Below are 24,823 nucleotides of genomic sequence, written 5' to 3'. Positions count from 1 at the left end.
TAATTAAACTAACATTGGACTGTAATAAGTCGACATGGGATCTCCTTCAGTTGATTCGCATCTATGCGGAAAAACCATGGGAAAATTTGATCGCTGCACTCAACCGCAAGCCGACCCGAACATCTAGGGGACGACCAAAGCGAAATGGGAGACGTCCGAAAAAGGCAACGAAGTCGATGAAACCGAAACTGATTGTGAGGTAATGACAAACGAAAAATACTTTTACATATAATGGATAACGCGCAGGGTCTATTTCCAGCTCGACTTTTTTAGACTTAGCGCGGACATTGCAGATGTAAATATATATCATATATTGATGTTAATTGAAATTAGATTATGATATGAACTAACCGCTCAATGCAACGCTAGTGGTATTTGAGCCGCTATTTTATGAAATTCCTGCAAAAGCGCATTAATCTCTCCGATTATTGGTTTCAAACCATTGACATGGCTGAAATTCCTGCGGTTTTGCAGGAATGCCTGTAAACGGAGTGCGCGTCATAAGGGAAAACTGCATTTCCGCAGCTTTTTTGCAGGTCGGGCGGTATAAAGCAAGGGAAGAAGCAAAAAGCGTCAGACATGCGGAACAAACAAAACGAACCAACCGTCACATCGAATCAGAGAAATATTGAACAATGGGGCTTGTCCGGCAAAACGCGGTACGGTTTGTTCACAGGCCGGGGCTGTCTCACGGCAAGTTCATACTGCTTATGGGACCGCCCCTCGTTCATTCGGAGCGCTGCCGCCCCTTCTGCTCAGGGGCAAGCTCTGCCAGCGGAAGCGTGAACAGGAAGGTCGTTCCTTGCTGCGGAATGCTGTACACCTCGATCGGCGCCCGATGCTGATCGAGGATCGCTTTGACGATGGACAAGCCGATGCCGGCGCCGTTCTTCCTCGTCCTCGCCTTGTCCGTCTTGTAAAATCTCTCCCAGATGCGTGCGATGTCTTCCGTCTCCATACCGATGCCCTGGTCGGAGATTCCGATAACCGCATGCTTGGCGTCCGCCTTGGAAATCTTCACGGTTATCCGGGTGCCCGGCCGGGAGTACTCAATGGCATTTTGCAGAAGATTGACCACGACCTGCTCAATCCGATCAGGATCGGCATGAACCCACAGATCATGGCCGGCATCCGCTTGGTCGAATACCACTTCATGCTTGCTTAGCTGCGGATCCATGCGGGCCAGCACCTGGCGAACCTTCTCTGTCATATTGAAGGGGACCGGGACGATCTGGAACTGTCCCGCTTCCATTTTGGCGATATCCAGCAGATCATTCACGAGGCGGATAAGCCGTTTATTCTGTTCCTGCACGATCCGGATATATTTCGCCGTCCGTTCAGGCGGGATTGTGCCATCGAGAACCGCTTCCAAATACCCGTTCATGGACGTTAACGGCGATCGCATATCATGGGACACATTGGCGACGAATTCCTTGCGCATCCGATCCAGGCTTCCCAGGTCTTGCGCCATCTGTTCAAGCGCCCGCGCCAACCGCCCGAGCTCGTCCCGGGAATGAACCGGAATCTCGATCCGGAACTGCCCCTTGGCGATGGCGCGCGAGGCGGCTTCCAGCTTCTTCACCCTTCGCGACAGATGGTTGGAGAGCATGAACGCGAAGAAGGCCCCGCACGAGAGCATAATGCCAATCCCGATCCAGAGCGGCTCGTTCCATATGCGGACATCCCGCTGGAACAGGTTGGAGGCCGTGAGCAGGACGAAGTCCCCCTCGCCGGGAACGCGCAGCGTCTGCCCGACGAGCACCGTCTTGCCCCGGCCGAATGTCTCCTCGGCGAAATACCGGCCATCCGCAATGCCGGCAAGAACCTCTTGAATGCGGGCCTCATCGAGACGATAGGGGCCTTTCTCGTCTTCCAGCTTGTAACGGACGTTCCCGGTCGCCTGGTGAATAATGTACAAGGAGCGGACATGCCTCGGCACGGTCAGCTCCAGTCCCGCCATCACCATCTCGTCATTCCAGCCGTTCTGCTTCGCCTCGGTCAGGAAATGTCCGATCCGGTCCAACTGCATGCGGTCATCCAAGCGCTGTCTTTTCATCAGATCGCCCTTGAAAAACAGCCCGGTGATGAAGCCGAACAAGCCGTACGAGACCACGAGCATAATAAGGAGCAGCACAAAGATCTTGAAAAACAAGCCGTTCGCACGCGGCCATCCGCTCCGTCTCATGGCGCTGCCTCGAATTTGTAGCCGATGCCCCAGACGGTCACGATGCTCCAATAGGCCGATTCGCCCAGCTTCTCCCGCAGCCGCTTGATATGCACGTCCACCGTGCGGACATCGCCTTCATAATCGGCGCCCCAGACCTGCCGCAGCAGTTGTTCACGCGTGAACACCTTATTCGGATGCCCCGCCAACACTTGCACGAGCTCCAGTTCCTTCGGGGCCAGCGCCACCTCCTGATCGCGGACAGATACCTTCTGATCCTGCGGCGTGATGCACAACCCCGGATACTGAATCGACGCCTTGAACAGGGCCGGATTGGTGCGCCTCAATACCGCTTGCACGCGCGCGATAAGCTCCTTCGGATCGAAGGGCTTCACAATATAATCGTCCGCTCCGCTGGAAAATCCCTTCAGCTTGTCATAGCTCTCCCCGTTCCCGGTGACCATAATGATCGGAATATCCCCTTCTGCGCGGATTTCTTTGCATACCTGCCAGCCGTCCAGCTCCGGAAGCATAATATCGAGCAGCACGAGATCAGGGTGCGTCGCATCCAGCGGCTCCAGAGCCGCCGCTCCATCCTCCGCAGTTGAATGCGTATAGCCGTGCTTGTCCAAATAGAGGGCAATCAATTCCGAAATATACGCATCATCCTCAACGATCAAAATATGCGGTGACTTCTGCACTGCCATTCCTCCTCTGAATCTGCCTGCCCTGAACGGCCGTTCTCCTATTAATCGTACCGCAGAGCGTCAACCGGTTTCAAATTCGCGGCTTTGTTCGCCGGGAACAGGCCGAACACGATCCCGATCGCCGCGGAGAAAGCGAACGACATCCACATCATGTCAGGCGCGACCGCGAACGGAATCCCCATCGCCCTGCTCCCCGCATACGCTCCGCCCAGTCCGGCCGCGATGCCCATCAACCCGCTGATGCTGCTGATGGTGACGGCTTCCAGCAGGAACTGCTGCATAATATCGCGCTTCTTCGCGCCGAGGGACTTGCGGATGCCGATCTCGCGCGTCCGCTCCGTCACCGACACGAGCATAATATTCATGATGCCGATGCCGCCGACGAGCAGGGAGATCGAGGCGATTCCCGCCAGCAGCAGCGTCATGGTCTGGGTTACGCTTCCGAGCGCTTCAATCATATCCGCCTGGTTATACACGTTGTAGCTGTTGTCGGACCCGCGGAATTTTTTAGATAGCCGGGATTCCAGCTCCGCCATAATCGAATCGGCCCGTTCCGTGTCCGCGAATTTGACATAGACCGTTCGAATCCCCTTGGACTGCAGCAGCCGTTCGCCTCTCGTTAACGGAACCCAGATCTTATTGTCATTGGTCCCGCCGAGCGAGCTCCCCTTCGATGCCATGACGCCGACAATCCGGAAGGAGATTCCGTTCAGCGACAACTGCTGCCCAAGCGGATTCCCTTGCGGGAACAAGGTCGCCGCCGCGTCCGATCCGATGATGGCCACCCGCTGATAGAGCTCGACATCGATCGGGAGGATGAAGCGCCCGCTCTTCACGTGATAGTCGCGAACCGCTTCATATTCCGGCGTAATTCCTTCCACTTGAAGATTCGCGTTGTTCGTTCCCGCTTTCGCCTGGACGCTGCCGTTGATGAACGGAGAGACCGCCTCGACGCCGTCAATGTCCTGGAAGGCGAGGGCCTCCTCCAGCGTGAGCGACGACACCGCGCCCCTTCCCGTTATCGTAACCGAGATCAGATTGGAGCCGAGACTCGCCACCTGGGATTGCACTTGCTTGGCCGAGCCTTCGCCCACCGAGACCATGATAATGACGGCGGCCACGCCGATGACGATCCCAAGCATCGTCAGCAGCGTGCGCATCTTATTGGCCAATATGCTGCGCCAGGCCATCTTCCATGCTTGCATCCATGTCACGGGGCGAACCTCCTTACGACCTGAATGCGCCCGTCCTGTATGCGCACGACGCTCCCCGCTTCTTCGGCCACATCCGGATCGTGGGTAATCAAGACGATCGTGTGGCCTTTGCGGTTCAGGTCCTTCATAATGGCGAGCACCTCAAGTCCCGTCTTCGTATCCAATGCCCCGGTCGGCTCGTCCGCGAGGATGACCGGCGGTTCTCCGACCAGCGCTCTCGCGATCGCGACCCGCTGCTGCTGGCCGCCGGACAACTGGCGCGGCAAATAATTCAGCTTGCTCTCCAGCCCGACCTGGGCAAGAGCCTGCATCGCCAGCTCATGCCTTTTTTTGGCCGGCATGCCGCGGTAGATGAGCGGAAGCTCCACATTTTCCATCGCGGTAAGCGCAGGCAGCAAGTAAAAGCTCTGAAAAATAAAACCGATCTTCCGGTTGCGAATGTCCGCCAGTTGATTGCCGGATAACTTGCTTACCTCCTGCCCGTCCAGCCAGTAGGCTCCGCTCGTCGGCGTATCGAGGCAGCCCATCATATTCATGAGCGTCGATTTGCCGGATCCGGACGGGCCGATAATGGCCAGCATCTCGCCTGCATAGACGGTCAGATTCACCTCGTTCAGAGACAACATCTCTTCGCCGCCCATCCGATAAGCCTTGGACATGTTCTCGATATGTATTACAGCCTGCCTGCTCATCAGCCGCCCCCTCCAGGCATGCGGATGTTGCCGCCAGGGAATCCGGCGTTGCCCGGGGAGCTTCCGTTTCTTCCGCCGTTGCCGCCGAAGCCGCCCATTCCCCCGAACGAGGATTGCTGGCTGCTGTTCGCGGATGCGCGGACCGTAGGCAATACGACCATATCCCCTTCCTTCAGGCCGCTCACGATTTCAAAATAGGACTCATTATTGATCCCTGTCTCCACCTCGGTTAACTTGCCGGCGCCTGCACCCGGAACACCCGTCTGTCCCCGGCCGGCCCGGGCGGCGGCAGCTACGTCAGGGTGCGCCCCTCTATTGGCGCTATCCGTTCCGCCGGCTTGATTCTGCCCCGTTCCCGGTTCGCGCTGCCGTTCCGGCCGGGCTTGCTGCGGCGCTTCTTCGCCTGCATCGTCGGCTTGATCCGACCAGACCGTGACATAAGACTTTCCGTTCTGTTGGGTAACCGCTTCGATGGGGACCAGCAGTACATCCGATTTGCTGTTCACGTCGATCTGGGCCTGGACCGACATCCCGCTTTTGACTCCTTCGCTACTCGATAATTGAATCATGACATCGAATACGGATACCCCGCCGGAAGCCGTGCCTTCATCGGCAATCGCGCTTACTGTCCCTTCAATCGCCGTGTCCGCCAGCGCGTCGAACGTCAACGCCGCCTTTTGCTTCAGCTTGATGCTCGGGATATCCATTTCATCAACTTGAATCACGGCCTGAAGCTGCGTATAATCCACGATCGTGCCTATCGATCCGCTTTGGTTCAATTGCGAGCCTTCGCTAATGTTCAGTGTCGTCAAAGTGCCGCTGATCGGAGCCTTGATTGTCTTTTCTTTGGCCTGATCGGCCCGTTTTTGTTCCAATTCCTTTTGCGCCAGGGCAAGATCCAGCTTCATGTTCTCGATTTCGACCGCGATGGACGGTCTGGCTTCCTCATCCGCTTCTTTATACTTCATTTTCAGATTTTCGAACTCCAGCTCCTTCTTCTGAAGCTGGATCTCCTGCTTCTCGATCTCGTTCGTCAGATCTTCTTTTTCGAATGTGGCCAGCACCGCTCCTTTCTCGACCCGGTCGCCGACATCGTACAATAGTTTATCAATCTTGCCCGTTTCTCCCGACCTCACCTCCGCGGTATAGCGGGGCGAAACCGTACCCGAGCCGCTTACGGTCACCTCCAGATCTCCCTTCGCCACTCTCGCCATTGACGGCAGAGCTGCGGTTTGTTCGGTCTTCGGCTGCTTGTACAACCAATAATATCCCGCCATACATAGCGTGATGACAACGACGGCTGTCAGCAGCAGCTTCCATTTGGATCGCATAGTTCCCCTCTCCTGTCTCCCTTCTCATGCGTGCGGCGCGCTTCTGCCGCGTTCCGATCTTGCCGCAAGTCTCATTGCCGTATTAGTGTAGCAAAAAACTATGAACAACCTATGAACGCCAAAAAAGCCCCCCGATGCCGGGAGGCCTGTACAAGTGATGTTCGCGGACGGGAGGCAACAGGCTTATTTATAGAGCCTCTTGTTCGCACGTATAATATTTTCAATCAATCCTTTTCCCGGAAAATCCGCGGCAACAATGCCGGTATACTCCACATTGTGAGTGGCTATATAATCGGTTGTCAGCACATTCATTCCTTCAAATGCAATGGTGCATATCCCGATGAAGCAATCCGTTCTTGGGAAATCCGGATAGGAATCCGACCAACCGGGAGTAGTCAATCCCGTAGCCAGCCGGGGAGCCGATGTTCCCGGGCTGCTGTGCCCGCTTGCGACAAAATAGGGATACGCGATATTGCCGCCGCTTAAATAATTGATGAATTTGGTTTGAGAGCCTTTTAGACGGCTTTCATTGGCCTTCTGCAATTGTTTTTTGACATCCATCCATTTTTGGTATAAATCCCAATTCGTCGAGACGTTATAATTATCTTGGATATCGAATTGATGAGCATAATCGATACCGATACTAGAACCCGCAACGTTGCGGAGGATGACGATTTTTCCTCTCATTTCTCCAAGTGTCGGGTTTGTTGCCGATCCGTTTTTACTGTCCCAAAAAAAAAACCGGGATAGCTATTGATATATCTCTGAAGGGTGTCATTGAACACGCGATCAGGAACAGAACTGTGCTCTTGTTTGATGCGCATCAGAACCGTTTCGCTCGGATTGCGCTTCAAAAACTCAGCAACCTCATTCAATACGTCCCCGAACATGGCATCTAAATAGTAGGGGCCATGATGAACCGCAAACGAACCGTCAACATACCGGCAGCGAATGTCCAAAAAGCGAATTCCGGAATTTAATTGTGTATTGAGCGTCATCGACTGTGTATACACATGGTCGGTTGCAGGCTGATGAGTTCGGTAAGCCATGCTGTCATGCGTGCCTGGGATGGATAAATCACTTAATCTGGCATCGTCCCGAATCAAGCTCATCCAGTTTGGATTTTGATATCCTATTGTGGCGTCATGAGAATATCCAGGATGCCAATGCGCCGCCGCAGGTTGTGCATGAACTCCCAGCAACAAAGCTAGAATCATAGAATACCGAATAATCTTGTTCATTCCCTGTCCCTGTCCTCTCTTCTCGTGGTATAAAAGAGCTTTCACCTTTCGGACTTCCCAATGCTCCCTCAGCAAACTAATTATAGTATGTATACAGGCATTGCTTGAAATAAGCATAGTTATAATGTGTATCAATCATGTGAAGAACTTCTCAACCCCAGCCCTGTTAGGACTGGGTTCAATATGCAAAAGAGTGACTCCCATTTAGGTTGGTCTACCTGGATGGGTTTGGCAGGGTTGCAAACGTCATATAGTAAGCGGGGAAAGCGTCGAATGTCTGAATTCGAGCGGAAGATCTAACATGAACACTTAAAGAAAGAATTACAAGAAAATACATACTGTACTTCAAAAAACGGTAAGATACGAAGAAAAGCTTGTAACTTGTTCTTGAATATGAGTGACGTAGCGGCAAAGATGGGGCAGAAGATCGAGGAAATTGACAAAAATGTACAAGGTTTGAGTATCTGTGTTGCCAAACTTGAAACAGAGATAACATTCCGTTTCGAGCAAACAGACAAAACCCTCCAGGGAATTAGCTCTACATTGGCAGATTCAACATCACAACCATTATTTCTATAGTAGCCGCAATTGCAGCGGTAATTGCGGCCGTTAAATCCTTCGTATAAAGCCCCGCCATTCTATAAAAGGCAGGGCTTTTACTTTATATAGCTCCCACGACGATAGGTTCATTTCCCATTGCGTAGATTCTCCTGACCATGACAATATCTCAGTTGTTTTCTATAATCCCCTGAAGAGCTTCCATCGAAATGCGTTGCAGCTTCCCGGTCATTCCCATATAATAATGCCTCTTTTCACCGTTCGTTCTCCTCGTCACGGCAGGTTGCCCATGCTTTGCCGCAAAATCGCTTTGGCCCGCTTCAAGCGCGTTTTGACCGTGCTCTCGTTCGCATTGGTGGCAGCGGCAATCTCGGCATCTTTCATATGATGGATATATTTGAGAATGATCACCTTTTGGTATTCCGGCTTCAACTTTTTCAGATAAGTATAGATCTCGTCGACAATGATCTTCAACTCTACCTTTTGTTCCACCGACAGCTGGCTATCGAAATCTTTGGCCAGCTCGATATCGAGAACCGTATCTTCCGACGCGATGTCATTCCACCGGTTGCGCTTGCGCAAATAATCGAACGAGGTTCTAGCCGCGATAGATTGAAGCCATGAACCGAGCTTGCTGTCATCATGCAATGTATGTATTTGCGCAAAGGCTTTCATAAATGTTTCTTGTGCGATATCTTGAGCCAAATGGCGGTCTTTAATAATCATGTACGCCGTAGTATAGACGCGCTCATAGAACATTTCGAACATCGAGCGTTGATTTTCTTGCATCAGTGCTTCCGAAGACATTACTGAGCCTCCCGCTATCATATAGTAAAGAACGCAAATTGCTGTTCACTAGTCGTCAACCATCCATATTAACAGCCTCAGATCACCTCCTTACCATCATCTATAATCTTGCGATATGGAATTCGAAAGCGGAATGTCTCCTTGTTAGGAAGCGGCTGGATGAATCTGTCTTTTTTCCGCATACTCCGGATGTAACCTATCGGATTTCACGAAAAGCGTAACAATCATGAAATGAAAAAACGCCGCTTCCCCAGAAGATTATAGCAGATATCGCACCGCTGATGGCATTTCGGAAATATACGAAAAGCCCTTTCCCTGGAAAGGACTTCCGATTGGAAACTACTCTTCGCTGCAAACAAAAGTTATTACCCCATTCGGGGTCTCATGAATCATCATTATCTCGGCGAGACAGGATCGATTAAAGCTTTACGTCCGTTAGCCCGACGTGTTCCAGCAGCTTCGTGCCGGTTCCTTATCCCCGTCTGTCGGAGAAACGGTTTCATACGCTTACGCGCATCGCCGCATCATTAGCGATCTGATAGATCTGTTCGTTTTCGACATTGCCTTATATCATAGGATGTGGGCACGAATCCACAAACTGGATTGTACATATTGTAGTGAAAATATAGAAGGGTCACAAGGGGCTAAAGAGATTGATAAACCTTAACCTATTGATAAAAACTAGTTCTGAGAAACTAACCTTTCAGGGAAAAAGAATGAAGGGAGGCTGCGTCATTCCGCAACCTCCATCTCCATGTCTCATTTCCAATTCGTAGGCCAGACCCGCTGGCATATCCGACCTTGGGGGCTATCTGCTGCAGGGTCATGTCCGAAGTCAGCAAGTGTCCTTCGCCTTCTCGATCCGGATCCGATTCAAATATTTCAATGCAGAAGCTGTCAATGCACGCTTGGTCGGACTTATTTCTCAGACGTTCACTGTTCGGTTCATGATCGTGTTTAGACATCAGCAGTGAGCGGTTGGCGCTGCACTTCATATTCGCATTTCAGCATCGAGAAGACAGCGATATCGACGTATCTTCCCTTTTCGAACTCCTGCTGTCTCATCACGCCTTCTTTTTGAAAACCGAGCCGGAGCAATAACCGCTCAGATGCGATGTTTTCCGGATCGACTTTCGCTTCGATTCGATTCACGCCCATATCTCGAAAACCGAACGACAGGACTCTACGCGCTGCCTCCGTCATCCACGATAACCGCTCCTTTGTCCGCCATCGTAATGACAACATGGCGAACCCCGGCGTGCAGCAGTGCCCGCCCCGCGGCTTGCGCGCCGTCAATGGAAGTGGCGGGTATGCCGGTCAGCAGCTCCGCCTCCGCTTCATTGGGCGTCAGATAAGTGACCTGCCGAAGGAGGGAGCCGCTCAGCGGCCGGGCCGGCGCAGGATTCAGAAGCACGGGCACGCGATAGCGGGAGGCCAGTGCGACCGCCTCCTCCGTCATCCCCGGATCCATCTCGAGCTGCATCACCAGCATGGAAGCGGACCGGATCAGATCTTCAATTCCATGAAGCTCCTGACCGGAATAGCGAAGGTTGGCGCCAGGCACGACCACGATCCGGTTCTCGCCGTTCGGCTCCAGCACAATGGAGCCGATGCCGGTCGGATCGGATTCGCTGAAGAGGATATGATCAGTGTTGATGCCTTCCCGCTGCATAACCGCCAGCATCTCGCGGCCGAACTCGTCCCGGCCCAACATGCCCGCCATCGCCACCGCCTGGTTGGCGCCTTTGCCGCCCGGGAATCGGGCGAAAGCATGCCCCATCACCGTCTCCCCCGCCTTCGGCGCCTGCTCGGCCCGGACGACCAGATCCATCATGAAGCTGCCGATGACTACGATATTCATATTCTCGCCCTCCCTCACATTCCGTTCTTGCTGCAGCTGCTTGCCCAGACTTCCTCCCGGATGATACAAATAGAAATCGTCACGGTTGAACGCTTTGAGCCGAGACATCGTGACCGCAAGCGCATCGCCGATGGCAAGCTGGATCATGGCGCTCGTCGTCGGAGCGAGTCCCAGATGATCCGCTTCTTTCTCGTAGCTGTACGTAAGCGCAATACCGCTGTGGAGCGCCAGCGTCGATTGGCCATTGCTCGTGACGGCGATCGTCTGCGAGCCGATCGAGCGCACGATGGCCAGCATATTCAATACTTCCTGCGTCTCGCCGCTGTTCGATAGAAGCAGAACCACATCCCGCTTCTCGATCATGCCGCTGTCTCCGTGGGCCGCTTCCGCGGAATGGACGAAGAAGGCCGGCGTCCCCGTGCTGGACAGCGACGAAGCTATTTTTTCCCGACATGCCCGGACTTGCCTATCCCCGTCACGACGATCTTGCCTTTGCATTCCCGCAGCATTTCGATAGCAGCGGCATATTCCTCTCCGATGTCCGAGATGAGCCGGTCGATCGCGCTGGCTTCGTTCCGCAGGATCTGCCTGATCAGTTCAACGATGCACATGAATTTACAACCTTTCTTTACTAATTGAATTGCGAACCGGCGGTCAGCCTGTCAACGAACCCATCATGACGCCTTTGACGAAATATTTCTGTATAAATGGATAGACGCATAAGATTGGCGTCGTCGCCACCATAATCGTCGCTGCCCGGATGATGTCCGGCGTGACCAGATTTTGCGGCTTGGCAGGATCATAGTTATCATATTCCTGAAATTGCGGCGACCCTTCGATGATGATTTTGCGCAGGACGTTGCCAAGCACCGCCTTATCCTGGGATTGAATGTAGAGCAGCGAAGCGAACCAGGCGTTCCAATGCGAGACGGCATACCAGAGCGAGATCGTCGCGATGATCGGCGTCGACACGGGAAGAACGATAGACACTAGGATGCGGATTTCATGCGCGCCGTCAATTTTGGCCGATTCTTCAATCTCTTCGGGCAGCGACATGAAAAAATTGCGGACGATTATCATCGTAAACGCCGCGATCAAGCCGGGCAAAATGAGTGACAGACGATTGTCCAGCATCCCCAGCTCCTTGATCAGCAAATAGTTCGGGATGAGCCCGCCGCTGAAGAACATCGTGAATACGATAAGTAACGTATACAGATTCCGATTCGGCAAATGCCGCTTGGCAAGCGAATAAGCGCAGAGCACGGTGAACAGGACATTCATCGCCGTCCCGAACCCCGTCCGGATGATCGTATTGAAATAGCCGGTCCAGATCATTTTGTTGGAAAAAACAATCTTGTACGCCTCCAGCGTCGTTTCCTTCGGCCACAGCTTCAAGCCGTACTGATTTGCCGCGGCCGGCGTGCTGAATGAGACGACGATGACATTAATGAATGGATATACAGCCGTAAAGGCAAACAGCGACAGGAACACGACATTGCAAAGATCGAAAACTTTTTCCCCTGTTGTTTTGCTGCCGATGGTCATGGACATGTCCCGGTCTCCTCCCTGCCAGATTCCGTAATCGCTGAACCGCTTGACGATGAAGTTCGTGATCAAAATAAGCACGAACGCGATGACGGTGATGAACAATCCCGATGCGGTCGCAAGACCGTATTCCATCTCTTTAATCCCGAGCCGGTACGTATAGGTGCTGAGCACATCGCCCACTTCGTAGACGGATTCATTGTAGAAATTGAAGATCTGGTCAAAAGCATCGGAAATGATGCCGCCGACCGCGAAGATGAACATGATCGTGATGACCGGAAGCAGCGACGGCAGCGTAATGTGGATCATCTGATGCCTGCGGCGGGCCCCGTCGACGACGGCAGCCTCGTATAAGGATGGATCCACATTGGAGAGCGCGGCCAAGTAGATGATCGATCCCCAGCCTACGCTTTTCCATACCTCCGTGCTGACCAGCAAGGTCCGGAACCAGTTCTGATCCCCGAAGAAAAAAATCGGTTCCAGGCCGAGCGAAGTCAGCAAATAATTGACAACGCCCCGGGTAGGCGAAAAAATCTCCATAAACACGCCGGCCAACACGACCCAGGACAAAAAATGCGGCAAATAGCTCAAGGTCTGAACGAACTTCTTGAATAGGATGACGCGAAGCTCATTCAACAGAATCGCCAAAATGATAGGAGCCGGAAAGCCGAAAACGAGCTTGTATACACTTAATATGATTGTGTTCCGGAATGCCCGCGGGAAGTCCCGCCCCGAGAACAGCTCGCGGAAGTTATCCAATCCGCACCACGGGCTCCCGAAAATGCCGTCCACGATCCGGTAGTCCTTGAAGGCGAGAATAATGCCGTACATCGGCAAATATTTAAAAATGAAAAAAAAAGAGAAGACACGGAAACAGCATATAGAACAGATGGCGGTTCTTCCAGTACGATTTCAGCCAAGCGGCGAATCTGGCCGCTGTCCCGGGCGGCTTGCGGATCATGATGCTGCTCAGAATGCTTACCCTTTCCGACAAGGAAAAACGATCAATCGAATCAGTCGACGATCCATTGACCGTTCTTCCTCTCCTTGAAGTGACTTACTTCAGTGATTGATACCAGTCGTTGGCCTCTTTGGTCAACTGCTCGCCCCCGTCCTTAAGCCACTGCTCCACGAATCGATCGAACTCGTCAAGCGGTTTGTCGCCGTTAATAATCGCCGCGTACGTTTCCCGCTGCAGTTTCTCGACCAGATTTTTGTAATATTTCGATTCGGACGGCAGCGGCGATTTGAGCGCATTGGCGATGGAGCCGTTCTCATACTTGAACAGCTTGCTCGTCGCCTCGCGCTCCTCCGGCTTCGACCACTTCTCGGCGAACTCCGGCTGGGCGAACGGCGTGAACGTAATATGCAGGCCAAGCTTCGCCTGGGCTTCGTTCTTGCTGTACTCGTCCTTCATCTTCGGCTGAAGGCCGTTCATCTCGTACATCTCGCCGACCGTGCCGAACTTCACCTTCATGAACAGGTCATAGTCGCTGTACACCGCATCCCAGATCTGCATGATCCGGTGCTTCAATTCCGGGTCCTTCGCGTCCTTGCCGAACGCCATATAGACAGAGCCCGTCATGCCCGGAGCCGGCACGCCCGCTAGTCCGTCCGGACCCTTGACCGGCTTGCCGTAAGCAATCTCAGCTGCGGGGTTCGTCTCGGCCAGCAGCTTCACGTTATCTCCGCCCGGGAAGCTCTTCTCCGGGTTGGGCGGCGTCCAATGATAATACGCCCCATGTGAGGACAGCCCGATTTTGCCGTTGACGAAATCGTTCGAAATCGCCCAATAGCCGCCGGTATTCTCGCCATTCGGCAGCACCCATTCGGGGCTGATCACGTCATCCTTCTTCATCTCCCGGAGCACTTCCAGCGCCTTCTTCGCTTCCGGCGTAATGCCGCTCCATACCAGCTTGCCGTCGCGCTCCGTCCAGAATTCCGGATAGATGCGAAGGCGCCGTACACCTGCTGCATGCCGGTCATGGACATGCCGTATGTGTCTTTTTGCCCGTTGCCGTCCGGATCGTCATAGCGGAAGCGGCGCATCGCTTCCTTCAGCTCGTCCAGCGTCTCCGGCACCTTCCCGATGCCTGCCTTGTCGAGCCAATCCTTCCTCCAGACAACCGCCCAACCGTATACGCCATCGGTGTTGAGGCTCGGAATGCCCATATATTCGCCGTTGCGCTTGACATATTTCCACGCTTGGGGATCATATTTGTCGACCAGCTTTTTGTAATTCGGCATGTAGGTGTTGAGCTCGTCTTCGGTGAATGTTACGGCAATCCCCTGATCGATGAATTTCGCCAGATCCGCCCCATTGTACACCGTCATGAAGTCGGGAAATTCGCCGGCCGCCATTTTAGCCCCAAGCAGTTCTTCTCTCTGCGTAACATCAAGGTACCAAATGTTGAACTTGACGTTGAATTTGTCCTCCAGCAGCTTTTTGCTGGCCGCATCGGCATCGACCGGACCGTATTGATACGTCAGCCAGTCGATGGTAAGCGCTTCCTGTTTGTCGCTGCCGCTCTCATTTTCCTTCACGTTCGGCGGCGCATGGCTCTCCTCCTTCTTGCTGCAGGCTGCCAGACTGACGGCAACCAGCGCGGCCAGCACCCAGATCGCCAGTGTACCCCATCTTCCGCGAACCATAGGACCCCTCCTCATTCAAATGTATGCGAAACAGCAGCTCCGCCAAGCTGGACGATGCCGCGCCGTTTCCCCAATCGAAGATCGTGAACTCGCCGACGATGCCATCCGCATCCTCCCCATGATGCGCGTTCTCCATCTCAAAGCCGTAATCCCGCTCATGGAAGAAGGGATGCTTCTCTTCATACAGCTTCCGAAGAACCGGATTCTCCGGGCAGTACATCATATAGAACGACGCCTTCATGGCCCACAGGCCGCGTTCGGCATATTCCCGCTTGCCCGTGGCGGCATAATAGCCGAAGTACGTTAGCGCGAATAAGCTCTGTCTCGCATCGTTCCACTCGTCGTCCGAATTCATGACGCCGAAGCCGCCCAGCGCGGGAATGCCATGTAGGCCGGATTCCAGACTGACTGATACATGGACAGCTCCGCCAGCGCCTTCTCTCCGTCCTCCAGATAGCCGGCCTGGCCCGTGGCGCCCGCAGGGCTCGCCCAGCGGACCGATGCGACCGCCCAGCGGCCTTCTGCGCGATTGATTTCATCCGGCTCCGTCCAGGTTACGGACAGATCGCGGTCAGACTCCAGCTTCAGCCAGCCGCCAGCCCAGGTGGGCATGCTGTCCTTCATCGGTACCCCTCCTCTCATCCATTGATTGCTAGCCCAGTCGGCAGTTGCGGCCAAGCGAGCTCGATGCCTTCGCGAACGAGCAGCGACTGGAATTGCCCCAGCCGCTCCGGGTCGCTGCGAACCGCACGCGGCGGCAGCCCCCGCTCCAGGCACCAGGCGGCCAAATACCCCGCCGCTTCCCCGATGTTCCATTCAATCGGGTGCAGCCGGTAGCAGCCGTTCGTAATATGGGTGAAGCCGCCGTTCTTGCAAGCGGGCAGCAGATTGTCGAGCCGGACGGGAAGCAGGCTGCCGAGCGGGATCTGGAACGGCACGGTCTCCAGGCCGAGGCCGTCCCGGTTGCCCGTCCGGGGATGAATATCGATCGGATAGAAGCCGATGCCGATCGAATCGGCGAACCGCTCCGCTCCGCGCCCCTCCCTCGATAGAGCGCTTACACGCTGCTCCAGCACAGTGAATTCCGCCCGGATGCGGCGGGATTCCCGGATATACGGATACATGGCCAGGCCATCGGCCGTTCCCGTCACATCGGGCCGCAGGCCGATGCCCGGATATCCGGTTCCGCCGTCGGGACGGGGCGCATCGTGCTGCAGCCAATACAAGAGCGAGAGACTAAGCTGGCGCGCCTGCTCCAAATGCCCCTCCCGCTCCGCTTCGCCCACCTCGAACAGCGGGCCGAGCCAGTAGTCATTCTGCGGCCAATTGACGATCGAGACGCTCGTCTCGAACATGCCGGGGACGAAAAGGAAGCGGTCCGCAATCTGCCGGTACAGGAACAGAGAGAAGCGCTCTTCCTCCGGCAGCAGGCTGAAGCTCCGGTACCGCGGATGCTCCCACGTCCAACTGAACAGGCAATCCTTCTGGAAGGGGGCCTGGCAGGCGCGCCAGAAGTCGTAATCCTTCGGCTTGCCGATCCGCTCGTCCCTGCCCTCCTTGTAATCGATCGCCATGCAGCAGGTGAACGACTGCATCGTCAGCGGCTCCGGTTCTTCGGGCAGCGCATGGGGCTCGCCCGTCTCCTTCGCCGCTTCCGCCCCGTTCACATATTCGGCGCCGGCCAGCGGAAGCAGCTCCCCGCATTCCGTCGCATCGAGGAAGCAGGCGGCGCGAAGAACCGTCCGCCGTCCGGCCGCCTTTTCCAGCACCGTGACGGCGTCGATGCGGTCGCCGCTCGTCTCTGCCTGTGCCGGCGCCACCCCTCGCGTATCGTCAGGCGACCGCTCAAGATATAAGGGGCGAGCATCTGCTCCAGGACGGCGACGCCGACCCGCGGATCGTAGCAGAGCGCGCTCACGATGCCGCCGCCGGGATTCAGGAACGGCGCGTTCCTGGCTTCCGCCGCAAGCGGGACATGGCGGCGGTAATAGTCCCGCACGCCATCGCGGAACCGTCGGTAGGAACGGGTGCAGCCGAACTGCTCGATCCAGCGGTGTTCGTCGGGCGGGACGGCCTGGGATGTGAGCTGTCCGCCGATCCAGGCCGTCTCCTCCGTCATGACGACGCGCTTGCCCATGCGGCAGGCGGCCAGCGCAGCGGCGCAGCCCCCCGTCCCGCCGCCAATGACGGCGATGTCGCACTTCAATTCTTGACCGTTACTCACATCCGTCTCTCCCTTCGCCCACCCTTAGCGCGGCCTTCGCCGCTCGGCCGCCGGCAAGGCGGGAAAAGCGGCTTGCGGCCGGTCTTGATACCAATACGCGACCGAGCTGATATCGTCGGATCGCTCAAATAGCTCTCGCCCGTTATGTCCGATCTGCTGAATCTCGACGCGGATGTCCTGCTCGAAGCAGATCGGATCGGGGAGATGCCAGCGGTACAGACCGTGCATCGGCGCCGCATCCTCCGGGAACTGCCCCGGGCGCGTCGTATCGGACTTGGAGTAGAATGGATAGCCCAGGAACGGCGTCGAGTACGTCGTCTCGTGCATTTTGCCGTCCCGCTGCTCATAGAAGCACCAGGCGCCGCCGAAATAATCCTCCGTTCCCGTCCCGCAAATGGTCGGCCATTCCTCGTCCCCGTCCAGGTAGAACTTGATCTCGCCTTCGCCCCACCAATACCGCTCCAGCGAGGCCCAGGCCAGGTAGGTGCCGATATATTGTCCCTTTCCCCGGATGCCGTCAAGGATAATGAAATCGCGCTGCGGCACGGTAATGCTTTCTCTTCTCCACTGCGCATGGAAATAAGCCGCTTCCTCCGGCAGCTCGCCGACCAGCATGTAATTGATCTGATAATAGAAGAGCGGGATATCCCCCGGATGCTGGTTCTCTACGGTGATGACCGCCGTTGAACGGAAGGGCATCGGGAAGTAGCAGTTCATGCCTCCGGTCGGATTCACGGCGATCGGCAGCGAATTGACGTTGCAGCGCACTCCGAATCCGTTGCAGAAGAAATCGCCGAACGGCACTTCCACCGAAGGCTGATCGAAGCCGTCCCAATACATGCGCAGCACCAGATCGCGCAGCACATAATCCCCGGCTCCCGTCCGATCCGGAATCGTGAACCACATGCTCTGGATGACGCCCGGCCCCTCGATCTCGGCGATGGTCGCCGTCTCCCCTTGCTTCAGTTTGATGAACGGGCTGCCCTTACGCCCTGCGCCCAAATGATTGGCCGCTCTTCCGCCCTGTCCCTTCGCCCCTGTCGGATTCTCGGCAGAGATGGAACGGGACAGGCCATGGGTCAGAAGCGCGGCGCCGGGCAAGTGATATGCCAGACCGCTTGATGTTCGTATCATGTCAACCTCCATCCATTGTGTTACCCCTATGCTAATCGAAATGCCGCCGCTTGGATTTAGCCCGGATTAGCAAGATGTTAACCATTATTGCGAATTCGGCGGCCTCGCCGTTGACCGGTATTGCGATTGGCCGGTCCTGCAAATATAATGGAAATCAATTCCGTGCAAAGGCGGTGATCGGCGTTGGATCTGAACGGCTTATCTCCTTATATCCGGGTCGCGCTGGATAATAAGCTGAACCCGGGATGGCTGATCAAAGAGCGAGTCCTGTTCGATTACGAGCTGCTGTACATCAAGGAGGGCGAAGCGCGCATTACGGTGATGGGCGAGGTATATGAAGGCAAGCCGGGAGACATATTCCTGTTCAAGCCGAAGCAGCCGCATTCCATTCTGAGCCGGGGGCCCGTCCCGATGCGACAGCCTCATATTCATTTCGATCTGTACTACCAGCCGGACAGCCCGGATGTGAAGGTCTCCTTCAAGCCGTTAAATGAAATCGCTTCCCATGAAATGTCATGGTTCCGGGAAGACCTGTGCTCGGCGCCGCCCTTCGAACTGCCGACCTATATCCGGCTGCAGAATCCGCTCGCGTTCGAAAAGATGCTGCTTGATGTCGTCCACGATTTCAATCTGGCGCTTCCGTACAACCAGATCTCTGCCAAGGGCGCTTTCATCCAGTTGTGGATTCATCTGCTCCGGGAGCATCAGTGGAACCAGAATCGCCATCTGCACTCCCATTGGCAGCAGTTGACCACGGCCAAAAACTATTTGAACCATCGCCTGGATACGGACATATCGGTCGAGCAATTGGCGGCGATGGCCAATCTCAGCACCTACTATTTCATCCACTTGTTCAAGCATGCGTTCGGCATCTCTCCGATTCGCTATCATCAGTTGGCGAGAATCGAGAAAGCGAAGCGGCTGATCCAATTCACCGATATCTCTTTAACCGAAATTGGGGAGCGTGTCGGGTTCGGCAGCATTCACGCCTTCAGCCGCGCGTTCAAAAAAGTGGAGGGGGTTCCCCCCTCCTTCTATCGCAGCAAAAAAAAGTGACGCTTCCGCCTGGCGGAATGCGTCACTTGCCGTGTCAGAGAACACAAAAGCTGGCTGCGCAACGGTTAGCCCGCCGCATGACGGGCGGCTCTCAGCAAGCAATCGGCCGCTTCGATGCCGATATGCTTGCCGCGTTGTGCCGACACTTGATTCATGAACGCCTTCAGATTTCCCTCATCGAGCTTGACGGTCAAGCTGTTCGCGATTCCCCGGTTGCCGATCCATCCCTGTTCGGAGAACTGGGCCACCAGTTCCTTCAAGCTCCCCAACGTAACGGCAATCTCGAACGGAACCGAACGGACGGTCTCGTTCCCTGCCAGATCGGCCGCCTTGATCGTCAACTCATGACGGCCTGGCTGCAGCCTATACAGCTCGATGGCCTGGCCTGCGGGCCGCTCCGCCCCGTCCAGTTGAAGGACTGTGGCGGACGGATCCGGGCCGGATCCGCCGTCTTCCACAGCAAAGTCGGTGCGGAGCGTCTCGCTTACCGTATACTTTCTTGCCTCCGGCTCCCGTATGGAGACGACAGGCGCCGTTCCATCGACCTTCACGACAATCGACTTCGCCTTCTCCGTCTGCCCTGCCGTGTCCGCCGAACGGAAGCGCACCGTATGCGTCCCTTCCGGCAGCGTCAAGGGCTTCGTATAGACCTCCCACACCGTTCCCCCATCGAGGCTGTATTCCGTCGCGGCGATTCCCGATTGATCGTCCGCCGCCGTCAGCTCAACCGTGGGCGAAGACAGATACCAGCCGTTCCGCCCATCCGGCTGTGCAGGCGTGACGAGAGCCGTCGTCACCGGAGGGGTATGGTCGTTCCCGCCGTTCAACGCCTGCAACCGCTCGATGTAATTCGTCTTCAACGGGCTATCCGGCAGGAGAGCGGCCGCCTGGCGTGCCGCGGCGATATCGGCCGGCCGCTTGCCCTCCTCCGCCCTTCTGACGGCTTCGTCGGCCTTCACGACAATATCTTCGGGAGATCCGGGCACGATATCGGTCGCGCTCCAATTCCGATACGCGCGTCCTGCCCTGTCCGTCATCAGGCCTTCCGCTCCGATCACGAACAGCCTTCCGGTAACCTCCGCATCCGGCACGCCTTGTTTTTTGGCAAAAACGAGCTTGACCGTCGTCACCGCGCTGCTGTCCGGGTCCTGCTTTTTGGCCAGGTCGCTGGATAAGGCATCCTTCTCATCGTCAACCCGGAAGCGGACGCGAAGCAATCCGGGCTCCGCTTCCTCAACTGCAGCGCTTCCCCGCCCGGCCAGACCGTCGGCTATGGACCATGCTTCATAGGTCACCTTCGCCGGATCGTAGTGAACCGTATACTCCCCGCGGACATAATCATTCGCCAGCGCAACACCCGGAGTAACGACGATGCTGCCCGCATCCGTCGTATTCACGTTCAATCGCATCGTATACCGAAGCTCATACCGGTCCGAGATATATTCATAGAGACGATCATACACGGAACGCCGTATCATCGACATGCCGTCCGCATGCTTGGCCGGATCGAGCGGAACAAAGGCGTTCGCCCCGTCCACAATCGGGGGCGTAGCCAAGTAATAGGTATTGAAGGTATCCTTCATATACCCCGACGTGACGCCGAAGTTCATATATTGAGCCAGCGTATGATAGTCGTTGTACTCGATTTCGACGCTGGCGCCCACTTTTTTGGCGAATGCGGCGGTAGCCGGGAGAACGCCCTTTTTATAGAAATTGAATGCATAGTTCGGCTGTATGGAGGCGGATGTGAATCCAAGCTCCTTCCAGACGTACGGTGACAAGGAGGACAAATACGGAATCCACGTAAAGTAATAGGATTTGCTCTTCAAATATTCCGCCGTTCCCCGGATCAATTCGATATCGCCGCCGCCGAATAGGCGCTCCGGGTTCCAATAGAAGCTGTTCAGCTCCAGATTGGCGTAGCCGGCTTCCTGGAAGCGCCGCTCCACTTCATCGATATACCATCGCAGCGCCGCCTTCTGATTCTCCATGGCCAGACGCGCCATCTCCATCTGTCCCGCTTCGCTGTCCGGATTGGCCACCTCGCCGCGGAAATCAGCTGGCAGCAGACTGAACCGGCTGCCATCGCCCCGCACGTCTCCGAAGTCGGCGCTCGGCGTCAGCTTCGGAATAACCATGTTGATGCGGACCTTCCGGTTCGTGCCGAGCAGCGCATTCAACTCGCCGGCCGCTTCGTTCAACGCCCCGAGCTGCGTTTCCCGCTGGAACGAAAAGTCGAGGAACGAGTGATAATCGGCCATGTTCGCGAAGATGCCCATACCGTTCCCGTCGAAGCCGGAAGGCGTAATGACGGCCGCTACAGTCGCGAACAAAATATCATCGAACAGCCAGTCGGAATAGTTCCCGTATATGTCCTTATATCCAAGCACGGACTTCATTTTTTCTACCGTCCAGTTCGTCACTTCAGGGACCCGGTAAGCCCCCGTCGGAAGCAGGAATTGATCGCGGATGCGTGAAGCCGCCTCCGAGCCCGGCTCCGGGTACGCCTGCATGATCGGGCTGTCCGGATCCGGCTGGGAGACGGGAACCTCCGCTCCGGCGGCAATGCCCGGCTGTCCCATAATCTCCATCTCATCGGCCCAGCAGTTGAATTCGACCACGAACGTCATCTTAATAAAGCGGGCCTGAATATGCATCGGCTTGCCTGCGATGCGATCGAGCTTGTACGTCTTTTTATGAACGTCCTTATTTGTCCCTTCCGGCTTTACATGCTCGAAGTAGAGCGGGACGTCCGGATCCGCCTTGCCCAAGAAAGCATAATCGACTCCGTCATTGGAGGCATAGTACCGCACATGGAGCGGCGGACTGATGCCGGCGTCGCTGCGCTGGGCGAAAGTCATGGACATGCTGTCGACCGTGTGGATTGCTTCCATGTCAACGATGACCTCGCGCATCGAATTGCGATAGAACTTGAACCATGCCGGATCGCTCCAGTCGTTCCCATCGGCGAGTACGCCATCCGTCAATTTATAGGCGTCGGTGGCGGGGGAGCCGGTGTCCGGAATATTCAGTTGAGCCTGAACATCGGCATCCGGTGTACGAATAACCGGAACATGACCGAGCGCAAGGTTCATCCGATTGCCAGCTTGCCCGGTCCGCTCAAGAGATTGAGCCGTAGACGCTAAGCCTGTCAAGCACATGCAGAGCGCAACGATCAGGATTAACCCTTGTCTGCCATACATCAACTTCACTCTCCTTTGACTTCGAGAGATACATAACCGCTAGTGCAGCAGCTCAGTTCCCCTCCTTCTGTTCCAGGATTGCGGCGCCATTCGGCACAAGTCGCCAGTGCGATTCGCTTCGGCCGTCCTGCCGGAGCCGCATCTACTCTCATCGTAAAAGGAAAGAACCGCAATGGATTTAGCTGAAATTAGCAAAATGTTAACCGTTCCTGCAAATTTGAAGGCAGCCATCACGATGAATTCCGGATGCGCAGAAGGTGCTTTACTGAACAAAAAAAGACCGTCATGCGATCGCAGACGATCCTGTGATTTATTTTCAACTCCCCTGCCCTATTTCCGTACTCTCGCCACTTCTCCCCCGCTTGCCCGGAGCAATTCGGGTACAGCTATTTTGATTAGGGAATGAGGAGAGCCGCCGCCCGTGTATACTGCATCCTGCCCGGCAACCTTGGGATCGATCAGGAACAGCGCATCGAACCCGAACGACGGCACCCCGCCGGCCGGATACCCTGTCCGCTCGAGCACCTCCGTCTCATTCGCGAGCCGCGGCTTGGCGATTTCCAACGCTTTGCCGACTCTCGTCGTGCTTGCTCGGTCTTCGCCTTTGACAATCGCGACGATGAACCGATCCTGTTCGTCGATCATGCAGATGTTCTTGACGAATTGATCGGCCGAGCCCTGAACGGCCATGGCCGCCTCCTGAACGGAGTGGCAGGATTGCTCCAACACGAGGTGCTCGGCCTGGATATGATGCAAAGTCATATACTCTTTTATTTTTGTTTCATAGGCATTCATTTCTGTCTCCACTCTGCTTTCTGATTTAGTCAGGTTGAATAAACTCAACGCGATTGCCGAACGGATCCCTAAATTCGAACCGTTCATACCCCGGAATCGGAACCGATTCCAGATTTTCAATGCCATGGCGTAGTAACCGTTCTCTCATCGCCTCGATGTCCTGCACTTGATATGCCAGGTGGGCTTTGGTCAATGAACGATCGACGCCATCTTCGGTCCCGACGTGCAGCTCCTGCGTGCCGACCTGGACCCAGAATCCTCCTCTTCCGGCCAAAGAGCGGGGCTTGGCGATTTCCTTCAACTGGAGTACGCCGCAATAGAAGTCTCTGGCTTGTTCTTCTTCGCCTCGCGGTATCGTAATCTGGGCATGATGGAAGCGGGTAATCATGGCCAATCCCCCTCGATTTTAATGTTTCTTGACTGGTTGCGATTTAGAAATAACGAAGGTCTGGGACAACATTTCATAGGTTCCGGGTAAGCCTTCCAATTCGATGCTGTCCTCCCTTTCCCGGAAGTCAATCTTCTGTTCTTTATAGAATTTCTTCCAAAAGCGCACGGCGGCTATATTATTTTTTAGTTGCTCCACGCTGTAGCTGCCCGGTAATCGGTTCAACACCGCATGTACCGCTTCGGATGCCAGATTTTTGCCTCTGTATTTTTTCAATACAAATAATTCTTGAATGTGTAATCGATGCCGCTCGGTACATAGGGCGGCGAACAAATCAAAATAAAACCTGCCAATTGATCATCGTATGTGATGAAATAAGGATGCAATTCATTCCGCTCAAGGTACAGGTGCGAATCGCTCACTTCGAATGTCCCATCAGGCTGAATCTCTTCACCGGTATAGGCGGATAGCTCATATAAATAGAGATTGTACAAATTCAAAAAGGTTTCTTTTTGATCCGGGTAAATTTCCACGATCCGCAGGCTCATAACGATAACTCCTTCTTCAAAGTGATATCGATGCCTCCCTAAGCTGCCGCAAACGCATATACCTACTATACCACATTTGGCATGTTCTGGAGGTCATAAGGCAGGCCCGGCAAAAAATCGATCGACCTGTCACATATAGATCGATCAGGAAATCTGGTACCATGTAAATTTTGTAAAGGATGTGGAGCAATCGAAGTTTTTTGATGCCCAACCCTCTGAACGTTAAGATTAAAACGGCGCCTCTTCCGAACTGCGGTACTACCAGTGAAGCGACATTCGCTGGTAGTACCCTTGGCAGACGGACCTACATTTCTTTTTCCAGAACGTAGCACTCGTCATCCCTACTCATCGGATTTTTTATTTTTACGATTTTGAACCCGCATTTATTGACATAAAAGTGATGATTTCTTTTGGAGTATCCAGGGGTTTCCGTTATCCACTTTTTCGTGTCGGAGTACTTCTGCTCTATGTATCTCCATATGGCAAGTCCGATTCCGCGATTCTCCACTAATGGATCGACAAACAAACAACCTAAAACATTTTCGTTGTTTTCATTGATCCACACAATGACAGCTCCTATCAACTTTTCATCCAACAGTACTTTATAAGACTGAGCCGATGAATTTATCGCCCATCGTGTTATAAATTCGCCTGTGGCATATCCATCAGGCCCCCCTTTTCCCGGCCCAGAAATTGCTTCGTA

Annotated in this window: 23 protein-coding genes and 1 pseudogene; 1 reads left to right on the top strand and 23 read right to left on the bottom strand. The window is 54.8% G+C overall.

The annotated features are described in order from the left end of the window. Nucleotides 1–727 precede the first annotated feature (727 nt). The 17 genes and pseudogenes from ABD76_RS22205 to ABD76_RS22130 form a co-directional block, all read right to left on the bottom strand. Complete coding sequence (locus ABD76_RS22205) at nt 728–2,185, bottom strand: sensor histidine kinase (RefSeq protein ID WP_197259249.1); 1,458 nt, start codon at nt 2,183–2,185, stop codon at nt 728–730. Further along, on the bottom strand, nt 2,182–2,871 hold the full coding sequence (locus ABD76_RS22200) for a response regulator transcription factor (RefSeq protein WP_197259248.1): 690 nt from the start codon (nt 2,869–2,871) through the stop codon (nt 2,182–2,184). Before ABD76_RS22200 ends, ABD76_RS22205 begins: the two co-directional genes overlap by 4 nt. A gap of 41 nt (nt 2,872–2,912) precedes the next feature. Continuing rightward, nucleotides 2,913–4,085, bottom strand: a complete 1,173-nt coding sequence (locus tag ABD76_RS22195; RefSeq protein ID WP_197259247.1) for an ABC transporter permease — start codon at nt 4,083–4,085, stop codon at nt 2,913–2,915. Then, entirely contained in the window at nt 4,082–4,777 is a 696-nt protein-coding gene (locus ABD76_RS22190) for an ABC transporter ATP-binding protein (RefSeq protein ID WP_197259246.1), read from the bottom strand. Before ABD76_RS22190 ends, ABD76_RS22195 begins: the two co-directional genes overlap by 4 nt. Then, complete coding sequence (locus ABD76_RS22185) at nt 4,777–6,108, bottom strand: efflux RND transporter periplasmic adaptor subunit (RefSeq protein ID WP_197259245.1); 1,332 nt, start codon at nt 6,106–6,108, stop codon at nt 4,777–4,779. The genes ABD76_RS22190 and ABD76_RS22185 overlap by 1 nt, the downstream gene beginning before the upstream one ends. Nucleotides 6,109–6,291: 183 nt before the next feature. Next, complete coding sequence (locus tag ABD76_RS29835) at nt 6,292–6,795, bottom strand: PI-PLC domain-containing protein (RefSeq protein ID WP_242069730.1); 504 nt, start codon at nt 6,793–6,795, stop codon at nt 6,292–6,294. Then, nucleotides 6,792–7,349, bottom strand: coding sequence for a phosphatidylinositol-specific phospholipase C domain-containing protein (locus tag ABD76_RS29830; RefSeq protein ID WP_242069729.1), 558 nt, complete (start codon nt 7,347–7,349; stop codon nt 6,792–6,794). Before ABD76_RS29830 ends, ABD76_RS29835 begins: the two co-directional genes overlap by 4 nt. Nucleotides 7,350–8,180: 831 nt before the next feature. Next, the gene (locus ABD76_RS22175; RefSeq protein ID WP_197259244.1) at nt 8,181–8,714 is read right to left on the bottom strand and encodes an RNA polymerase sigma factor; all 534 of its coding nucleotides are present in this window, start codon (nt 8,712–8,714) and stop codon (nt 8,181–8,183) included. A 957-nt stretch (nt 8,715–9,671) separates the two neighbouring features. Further along, nucleotides 9,672–9,917, bottom strand: coding sequence for a GNAT family N-acetyltransferase (locus ABD76_RS22170; RefSeq protein ID WP_242069728.1), 246 nt, complete (start codon nt 9,915–9,917; stop codon nt 9,672–9,674). Further along, entirely contained in the window at nt 9,898–11,073 is a 1,176-nt protein-coding gene (locus tag ABD76_RS29825) for a PfkB family carbohydrate kinase (protein ID WP_242069727.1), read from the bottom strand. Before ABD76_RS29825 ends, ABD76_RS22170 begins: the two co-directional genes overlap by 20 nt. Next, nucleotides 11,013–11,186, bottom strand: coding sequence for a hypothetical protein (locus ABD76_RS29820; RefSeq protein WP_242069726.1), 174 nt, complete (start codon nt 11,184–11,186; stop codon nt 11,013–11,015). The genes ABD76_RS29825 and ABD76_RS29820 overlap by 61 nt, the downstream gene beginning before the upstream one ends. Before the next feature lie 43 nt (nt 11,187–11,229). Continuing rightward, nucleotides 11,230–12,951, bottom strand: a complete 1,722-nt coding sequence (locus tag ABD76_RS29815; protein ID WP_242069725.1) for an ABC transporter permease subunit — start codon at nt 12,949–12,951, stop codon at nt 11,230–11,232. A gap of 226 nt (nt 12,952–13,177) precedes the next feature. Next, on the bottom strand, nt 13,178–13,978 hold the full coding sequence (locus ABD76_RS29810; RefSeq protein WP_242069724.1) for a type 2 periplasmic-binding domain-containing protein: 801 nt from the start codon (nt 13,976–13,978) through the stop codon (nt 13,178–13,180). Then, a complete protein-coding gene (locus ABD76_RS29805) occupies nt 13,975–14,772 on the bottom strand; it encodes a type 2 periplasmic-binding domain-containing protein (protein WP_338125174.1) in 798 nt (265 codons plus the stop codon). The genes ABD76_RS29810 and ABD76_RS29805 overlap by 4 nt, the downstream gene beginning before the upstream one ends. A 351-nt stretch (nt 14,773–15,123) precedes the next feature. Continuing rightward, nucleotides 15,124–15,414 (bottom strand): hypothetical protein, encoded by a 291-nt coding sequence (locus ABD76_RS22140; RefSeq protein WP_197259243.1) that lies wholly within the window; start codon nt 15,412–15,414, stop codon nt 15,124–15,126. Further along, a pseudogene (locus ABD76_RS22135) lies at nt 15,411–16,978 on the bottom strand (FAD-dependent oxidoreductase). The gene ABD76_RS22140 and the pseudogene ABD76_RS22135 overlap by 4 nt, the downstream one beginning before the upstream one ends. 42 nt (nt 16,979–17,020) lie before the next feature. After that, nucleotides 17,021–18,130, bottom strand: a complete 1,110-nt coding sequence (locus tag ABD76_RS22130) for a glycoside hydrolase family 172 protein (RefSeq protein ID WP_197259242.1) — start codon at nt 18,128–18,130, stop codon at nt 17,021–17,023. A gap of 183 nt (nt 18,131–18,313) precedes the next feature. Between ABD76_RS22130 and ABD76_RS22125 the strand changes: the two genes are divergently transcribed. Continuing rightward, nucleotides 18,314–19,186, top strand: a complete 873-nt coding sequence (locus ABD76_RS22125; protein ID WP_197259241.1) for an AraC family transcriptional regulator — start codon at nt 18,314–18,316, stop codon at nt 19,184–19,186. A gap of 65 nt (nt 19,187–19,251) precedes the next feature. On the opposite strand, the gene ABD76_RS22120 is transcribed toward ABD76_RS22125, so the two are convergent. The 6 genes from ABD76_RS22120 to ABD76_RS22100 form a co-directional block, all read right to left on the bottom strand. After that, a complete protein-coding gene (locus ABD76_RS22120; RefSeq protein WP_197259240.1) occupies nt 19,252–22,389 on the bottom strand; it encodes a DUF4855 domain-containing protein in 3,138 nt (1,045 codons plus the stop codon). 330 nt (nt 22,390–22,719) lie between these two features. Then, complete coding sequence (locus tag ABD76_RS22115; protein ID WP_197259239.1) at nt 22,720–23,184, bottom strand: aminoacyl-tRNA deacylase; 465 nt, start codon at nt 23,182–23,184, stop codon at nt 22,720–22,722. Between the two features lie 25 nt (nt 23,185–23,209). Continuing rightward, a complete protein-coding gene (locus ABD76_RS22110; protein ID WP_197259238.1) occupies nt 23,210–23,572 on the bottom strand; it encodes a VOC family protein in 363 nt (120 codons plus the stop codon). Nucleotides 23,573–23,590: 18 nt separating this feature from the next. Beyond that, on the bottom strand, nt 23,591–23,848 hold the full coding sequence (locus ABD76_RS29795; RefSeq protein ID WP_242069722.1) for a hypothetical protein: 258 nt from the start codon (nt 23,846–23,848) through the stop codon (nt 23,591–23,593). After that, a complete protein-coding gene (locus ABD76_RS29790) occupies nt 23,845–24,120 on the bottom strand; it encodes a hypothetical protein (RefSeq protein WP_242069721.1) in 276 nt (91 codons plus the stop codon). Before ABD76_RS29790 ends, ABD76_RS29795 begins: the two co-directional genes overlap by 4 nt. Before the next feature lie 304 nt (nt 24,121–24,424). After that, nucleotides 24,425–24,703 (bottom strand): GNAT family N-acetyltransferase, encoded by a 279-nt coding sequence (locus tag ABD76_RS22100; RefSeq protein WP_197259237.1) that lies wholly within the window; start codon nt 24,701–24,703, stop codon nt 24,425–24,427. Between the last annotated feature and the right edge of the window lie 120 nt (nt 24,704–24,823).

The sequence above is a fragment of the Paenibacillus dendritiformis genome (assembly GCF_015845845.1).
In the GTDB taxonomy this organism is placed as follows: Bacteria; Bacillota; Bacilli; order Paenibacillales; family Paenibacillaceae; genus Paenibacillus_B; species Paenibacillus_B dendritiformis_C.
Note: the sequence above shows the minus strand (reverse complement) of the source record. Positions and strands in the feature narration are given on the sequence as shown.

What these genes read in the sequence shown, in the direction of transcription:
- ABD76_RS22205 (WP_197259249.1), bottom strand. Translation starts at nt 2,185, where the DNA reads ATGAGACGGAGCGGATGGCCGCGTGCGAACGGCTTGTTTTTCAAGATC.
- ABD76_RS22200 (WP_197259248.1), bottom strand. Translation starts at nt 2,871, where the DNA reads ATGGCAGTGCAGAAGTCACCGCATATTTTGATCGTTGAGGATGATGCG.
- ABD76_RS22190 (WP_197259246.1), bottom strand. Translation starts at nt 4,777, where the DNA reads ATGAGCAGGCAGGCTGTAATACATATCGAGAACATGTCCAAGGCTTAT.
- ABD76_RS22185 (WP_197259245.1), bottom strand. Translation starts at nt 6,108, where the DNA reads ATGCGATCCAAATGGAAGCTGCTGCTGACAGCCGTCGTTGTCATCACG.
- ABD76_RS29835 (WP_242069730.1), bottom strand. Translation starts at nt 6,795, where the DNA reads ATGAGAGGAAAAATCGTCATCCTCCGCAACGTTGCGGGTTCTAGTATC.
- ABD76_RS29830 (WP_242069729.1), bottom strand. Translation starts at nt 7,349, where the DNA reads ATGAACAAGATTATTCGGTATTCTATGATTCTAGCTTTGTTGCTGGGA.
- ABD76_RS22175 (WP_197259244.1), bottom strand. Translation starts at nt 8,714, where the DNA reads ATGTCTTCGGAAGCACTGATGCAAGAAAATCAACGCTCGATGTTCGAA.
- ABD76_RS22170 (WP_242069728.1), bottom strand. Translation starts at nt 9,917, where the DNA reads ATGACGGAGGCAGCGCGTAGAGTCCTGTCGTTCGGTTTTCGAGATATG.
- ABD76_RS29825 (WP_242069727.1), bottom strand. Translation starts at nt 11,073, where the DNA reads ATGCAAAGGCAAGATCGTCGTGACGGGGATAGGCAAGTCCGGGCATGT.
- ABD76_RS29820 (WP_242069726.1), bottom strand. Translation starts at nt 11,186, where the DNA reads ATGTGCATCGTTGAACTGATCAGGCAGATCCTGCGGAACGAAGCCAGC.
- ABD76_RS29815 (WP_242069725.1), bottom strand. Translation starts at nt 12,951, where the DNA reads ATGTACGGCATTATTCTCGCCTTCAAGGACTACCGGATCGTGGACGGC.
- ABD76_RS29810 (WP_242069724.1), bottom strand. Translation starts at nt 13,978, where the DNA reads ATGAAGAAGGATGACGTGATCAGCCCCGAATGGGTGCTGCCGAATGGC.
- ABD76_RS29805 (WP_338125174.1), bottom strand. Translation starts at nt 14,772, where the DNA reads ATGGTTCGCGGAAGATGGGGTACACTGGCGATCTGGGTGCTGGCCGCG.
- ABD76_RS22140 (WP_197259243.1), bottom strand. Translation starts at nt 15,414, where the DNA reads ATGAGAGGAGGGGTACCGATGAAGGACAGCATGCCCACCTGGGCTGGC.
- ABD76_RS22130 (WP_197259242.1), bottom strand. Translation starts at nt 18,130, where the DNA reads ATGATACGAACATCAAGCGGTCTGGCATATCACTTGCCCGGCGCCGCG.
- ABD76_RS22120 (WP_197259240.1), bottom strand. Translation starts at nt 22,389, where the DNA reads ATGTATGGCAGACAAGGGTTAATCCTGATCGTTGCGCTCTGCATGTGC.
- ABD76_RS22115 (WP_197259239.1), bottom strand. Translation starts at nt 23,184, where the DNA reads ATGAATGCCTATGAAACAAAAATAAAAGAGTATATGACTTTGCATCAT.
- ABD76_RS22110 (WP_197259238.1), bottom strand. Translation starts at nt 23,572, where the DNA reads ATGATTACCCGCTTCCATCATGCCCAGATTACGATACCGCGAGGCGAA.
- ABD76_RS29790 (WP_242069721.1), bottom strand. Translation starts at nt 24,120, where the DNA reads ATGAGCCTGCGGATCGTGGAAATTTACCCGGATCAAAAAGAAACCTTT.